Here is a 4803-nt window from a genome sequence, read left to right on the forward strand (position 1 = left end):
CCGCGTCGACCGGGTGCAGCCGCGGATCCCGACCGGCCCGCGGTTCACGCCCCGCGACGTACCGGAGCTGGCGTCCACGAATCGTGGTGTCGCGTACGGCGGCTACCGCTACCAGGCGCGCATCCTGGTGCACGCGCCCGCCGAGCAGGTCGCCGACCGGTACGGCCCGAACGTCGCGTCGGTCACCCCGATCGACGAGACCACCACCCTGGTCGAGACCGGGGCTCATGCACTCGACCAGATCGCGCTGCACCTCGGCATCCTCGGCCTGCCCTTCGAGGTCCAGGACCCGCCGGAACTGATCGACGCCATCCGCACACTGGTCACCCGCCTGAGCGCCGCCGTGCCCAACGCGTAAAAGGAAGCTGCCCTGACCGGCGATCCCTCGCCGATCAGGGCATCCGGGTCAGGTGGTCAGCTGACGACGGCCCCGGTCTTCGGGTCCAGGATCAGCTGCTTGGTGTTCGGGTGCTCCCACCAGCTGAACATGTTGTTCAGGCTGCCGGCCCGCTGGTCGAACGAGTGGTCGCCGATCCGGCCGGTCCGCCAGTTGTCCTCGATGAACTTCAGGATCGAGGACTGGTCGGTCACCGAGTGGTCGACGTGGTTGGTCTTCGCGTACGGCGAGACCACCAGCAGCGGGAGCCGCGGGCCGTAACCGCAGCGGTCGGCGTACCCGCCGGAGACCGGCCGGGTGCCGCACAGCGAGGCCTGGTCGAGCGCCGCGTCGTTCGAGCCGTTCACCATCGGCGACTTCGCGTGGTCGTACCAGCCGTCGGAGTCGTCGTAGGCCAGGACGACCGCGGTGGACTTCCACTCCGGCGACTTCTGCAGCTGGTTGATCTCCTTGACGATGAACGCCTGCTCGTCCAGCGGGTCGGAGTACCCGGCGTGGCCGTCCTGGTACTCGCCGGCCTTCAGGAAGCTGACCGCCGGCAGGTTGTTCGCCGCGACCGCCGCGTCGAAGTCCGACGTGTCGTACTGGTGGTTCGCCTGGTCGGTGTGACCGATCGCGGCCACCGACGACGGCGGCAGGTGCTGCGGGTTCGAGGTCGACTTGTAGTACTGGAACGGCTCGTGGTGCGGGCTGTAGTCGTTCACCGCGTTGCCGCCGACGTTGGTGTGCTGGGCGCCGCAGACGGCCTTGCCGTTCGCCGTACCGGTCGGCTTGAAGCCGCCCTGGAACCAGCCCCAGGTGACGTTCTGCTTGTTCAGCAGGTCACCGACGTTCTGCCCGTGCATGCCGGCCAGGTTGTTCGAGGACTTGCCGTTGTTGTTCGAGCAGTCGTCGTAGATCGGGTCGGGGTCGTTGGTGATCGTCCCGATGCCGTTCTTGTCCGGCGACTGGACGGCGTACGCGTCGGTGGTCGGCTGCCCCGTCTTCGGGTCGTACGCCTGGCCGCCGTGGGTCTGCCCGGAGATCAGGTTCAGCGCGCCCGGGGTGGACGGGCCGTACACCGTGTTGTACGAGTTGTCGCTCATCGAGTAGTGCTGCGCGTAGTTCCACATCGCGGTGACGGTGTTGCCGTCGTAGTAGTCCATCACCAGGCCCGGCTCACCGAACAGCACGGGCTGGCCGGTGCACTTGGACGTCTCGGTGAACTCGACGAACTTGTCCATCTTGCCGCCGTTGGCGGCCTTCTGCTCCGCGGCGTAGTTGTGGTTCTGGTCGCAGGTCATCGCCTGCTTCGGCGACAGCCGCTTCGGGTTGTACGCGTTCGGGTTGTTCGTCAGCAGCTCGTTGGTCAGCCCATTGACCTTCGGCGTGTGCCGGGCCGCGGTGAACGGCGTACCGTCGGTGTTCGCCGCCTTCGGGTAGGTCCCGAAGTAGTGGTCGAACGAGATGTTCTCGCCGAAGATCACCACCATGTGCTTGATCGGCGTGGTGGTCCCCGCCGGGTGGTACGACGCGGCGTCGGCCGCCGTGAACGCCGCGCCGGCGTTGGTCACCTGCTGGGCGGCGCCGGGCGCGCCACAGGCGGCCAGCAACAAGCCCGTCGCGGCCGCAACGGCCGTGGCGGCGACAGGGAGTCTTGCGCGCATGCCTTCTCCTCCTGATGAATACCTCATGCGAGCAACGACCGCCCGAAGTGGTCGTTGCCGTCCCGTACTCCGGGAAGCGTGAAGAAATAGCCGCCACCGACCGGCCGGATGTAGTCGACGAGGGGCTCGTCGGCCAGCCGGGTCTGGACAGCCTCGAACTGCCGGGCGACGTCCTGCTGGTAGGCGCAGAACAACAGGCCCAGGTCCAGGTCACCGACCGCGTCGGTGCCCTTGTCGTAGTTGTAGCCACGGCGCAGGAACTGGCTGGACGCGGTGTCAGGCGTCCGCGGGTTCGCCTTGCGGATGTGGCTGGTCAGCGGGATCGCGCTGCCGGTCGGGTCGGCCCCGTAGTCCGGTACGTCGGTCTCGCTGTTGCCGTCCAGCGGCGCACCGGTGTCCCGGCGGCGGCCGAACATGTTCTCCTGCTCGCCGAGCGACACCCGGTCCCAGAACTCGACGAGCATCCGGATCTGGCGCAGTACCTGGTAGCTGCCGCCCTCGGTCCAGGCCGGTTCGCCGTTGCCCTTGCCGACCCACACGAGCTTGTCGTGGTCGGCCGAGGCCGGGTTGACGATGCCGTCCTTGAAACCCATCAGGTTGCGCGGCGTACCGGCCGGGCGCGGCGCGCTGTGGAATCCGTCGACCCGCCAGCGCAGCTGCATCGCGCCGCGCGTGTGCCGGGTGATGTCGCGCAGCGCGTGCAGCACGACGTCGGTCTCCGACGCGCACAGCTGCAGGCTCAGATCCCCGTGACACAAGGCCTCGTCGAGGCTGTCGTTCGGGAACTCCTTCATCGCGGTGAGCTTGGCCGGCTTCTGCTTCCCGAGGCCGTACCGCGCGTCGAACAGCGAGGCCCCGACACCGACGGTGACCGTGAGGTCGTCACCCGGCATGTCCGGCCCGAGTACGCCGGAATCGGCCGGCGGGGCGGTGATTCCGAGCGGCGGCAGCGCACCGCCCGTCGTGAGCAGCCGCGCCCGCTCGGTCAGCGTCTTGAACAGGTCGGTCAGCTCGCCCTTGTCCGCCGCGATCACGTCGAACGACGCGAAGATCGCCTGCTTCGGCTGGGGCGTGATGATTCCCGCCTGATGTACGCCGTGGAACGGTACGGACGCAGACGTCACCGCGTCGGCGGTCAACGCAGTCCCGGTGACCGCGGCCACACCGGCCCCGGAGACGGCTGCCGCACCGGCGCCGGCCAGTGTCCCGCGAAGGAACGACCGGCGGTCGAAGCCACTCATCCGGTCCTCCGCACATCGCAGATCGCCGCTACTGGGGCGAGCTTCTCCAGCAGTTCGCCGACCGCGCCGTTGAGCTGTTGCCGCGTCGTGTGGTCCAGCTTGCCGACGGGCGTGTTCTGGTTGGCGGCCAGCAGCACACGCACGCGGGCGATCCACTTCTGCACCTGCGGCAGGTCCGCGTACCGGGGCTTGAGGACCGGGTCCAGGATCGCCAGCACGGTCGCCGTACCGTTCAGGTTCGCGAGCGCGGTGTTCAGCGACGTACCGCTGCCCTGGTCGTTCTCGCCGGTGAGCTCGAACTGGAGCGCGTTCTCCATGATCTCGTGGGCCCGCAGGCCGAGGTCGTTCGGATCGACCTGCTCGTTCGGCAGGTCCTTCTGCAGGCCGTGGACAGCGGTCGCCAGCTGGTCCGCGATCGGCTTCAGCGCCGCGGCGGATCCGCTGTGCCACAGGCCCTTCTCCAGCGGGTGGAACCCGGCGCCGGAGCCGTCGATCTTGTCCGCGAAGTCGCCGAACGCGCCGTACGCCGCGCCGAGCGAGTTGTACGCCACGTGCGCGGCCACCCAGTCGGTCCGGGCGGCGGCGAGGTTGCCGGCATCGACATCGGTCCGCAGCTTGTCCGTCTTCGTCACCAGGTCCGCGACACCGCGCGCGACGGTGGCCTCGTACTTCTTCACCAGCGGCAGCATGTCGTTCTTGGTCACCGGTACGACGGCCGGGCCGCCCTGCCCGGTGCCGCTGACCGTGACGGTCGGGCCGGTGATCGCGGCGGTGTCCTCGATCAGGCAGCGGATCGCGTACTTCCCGGCGCCGAGCTGGACGTCGAGCTGCGCGCTCGTGTTCGGCCCGAGGCCCTCGACCTCGCCGTACACCTTCTGGCTCCCGACCTCGACGACGTCGACCTCCGCGGACGCGTCCCCGGTGTTGCGCACGGTGATCGTCTGCCGCCCGGTCCGTGGGTCCGACCAACCCTGCCCGCACTGGCTCCGCGACACGCTGATCCCGCTCGATCCGGCCGTCGCGCCGGCGGCACCTTCCCAGGGCCGCCACACCGACACGCCCGCCGCCGCACCCAGAACAGCCAGCGCCACAACCGCCGGCACTGGACGGGGCGTGCGCACGAGGTCTGCTCCTGGGGGATCGGCCGTTGGAGGGCTCTCAGACGCCCTCTTCCATTCGCGGGCAATGCTAATGCCGGCCGATCATGCCGTCTTCCCGGTTCAGGCGTGTTCGCCGCGCCGTAACGAACTGTTCGCTAGCGGCGGGTTGGAACTGAGATTCTGCTGAGATCCGACGCCACCACGACCTCGCCGGAAAACTCCTTCGCCGCCTCCTCGTGGAACCGTTCAGGCTCGAGGTAGCGCTGCGAGAAGTGCGTCAGGACCAGCTTCCGTACGCCGCACTCCGCCGCCACGCGGGCCGCCTGGCGCGCGGTCAGATGCCCGAACCGGCGGGCCAGCTCCGCTTCCGCCGACAGGTACGTCGACTCGATCACCAGCAGGTCGGCGCCCTCGGCGAG

General features: G+C 69.0%; 4 protein-coding genes and 1 pseudogene. 1 reads left to right on the forward strand and 4 read right to left on the reverse strand.

Annotated features, from left to right (window positions below):
- Window positions 1–358 (forward strand): WYL domain-containing protein (locus tag VFF46_RS16390; RefSeq protein WP_325037983.1); only part of this gene is annotated, 358 nt, incomplete at its 5' end.
- Window positions 359–414: 56 nt separating this feature from the next.
- Here the strand turns inward: VFF46_RS16390 and VFF46_RS16395 are convergent.
- The 4 genes and pseudogenes from VFF46_RS16395 to VFF46_RS16410 form a co-directional block, all read right to left on the reverse strand.
- Window positions 415–2043 (reverse strand): alkaline phosphatase family protein, encoded by a 1629-nt coding sequence (locus tag VFF46_RS16395; protein WP_325037984.1) that lies wholly within the window; start codon window positions 2041–2043, stop codon window positions 415–417.
- Between the two features lie 23 nt (window positions 2044–2066).
- On the reverse strand, window positions 2067–3284 hold the full coding sequence (efeB, locus tag VFF46_RS16400) for an iron uptake transporter deferrochelatase/peroxidase subunit (RefSeq protein WP_325037985.1): 1218 nt from the start codon (window positions 3282–3284) through the stop codon (window positions 2067–2069).
- Window positions 3281–4387 carry an EfeM/EfeO family lipoprotein gene (locus tag VFF46_RS16405; protein WP_325037986.1) on the reverse strand — a complete coding sequence of 369 codons (1107 nt, stop codon included), beginning with the start codon at window positions 4385–4387 and terminating at the stop codon, window positions 3281–3283. Before VFF46_RS16405 ends, efeB begins: the two co-directional genes overlap by 4 nt.
- A 152-nt stretch (window positions 4388–4539) precedes the next feature.
- Window positions 4540–4803: pseudogene (locus VFF46_RS16410) on the reverse strand (MBL fold metallo-hydrolase); the annotation flags it as partial.

The sequence above is a fragment of the Kribbella sp. genome, assembly GCF_035655035.1.
GTDB lineage: Bacteria > Actinomycetota > Actinomycetes > Propionibacteriales > Kribbellaceae > Kribbella.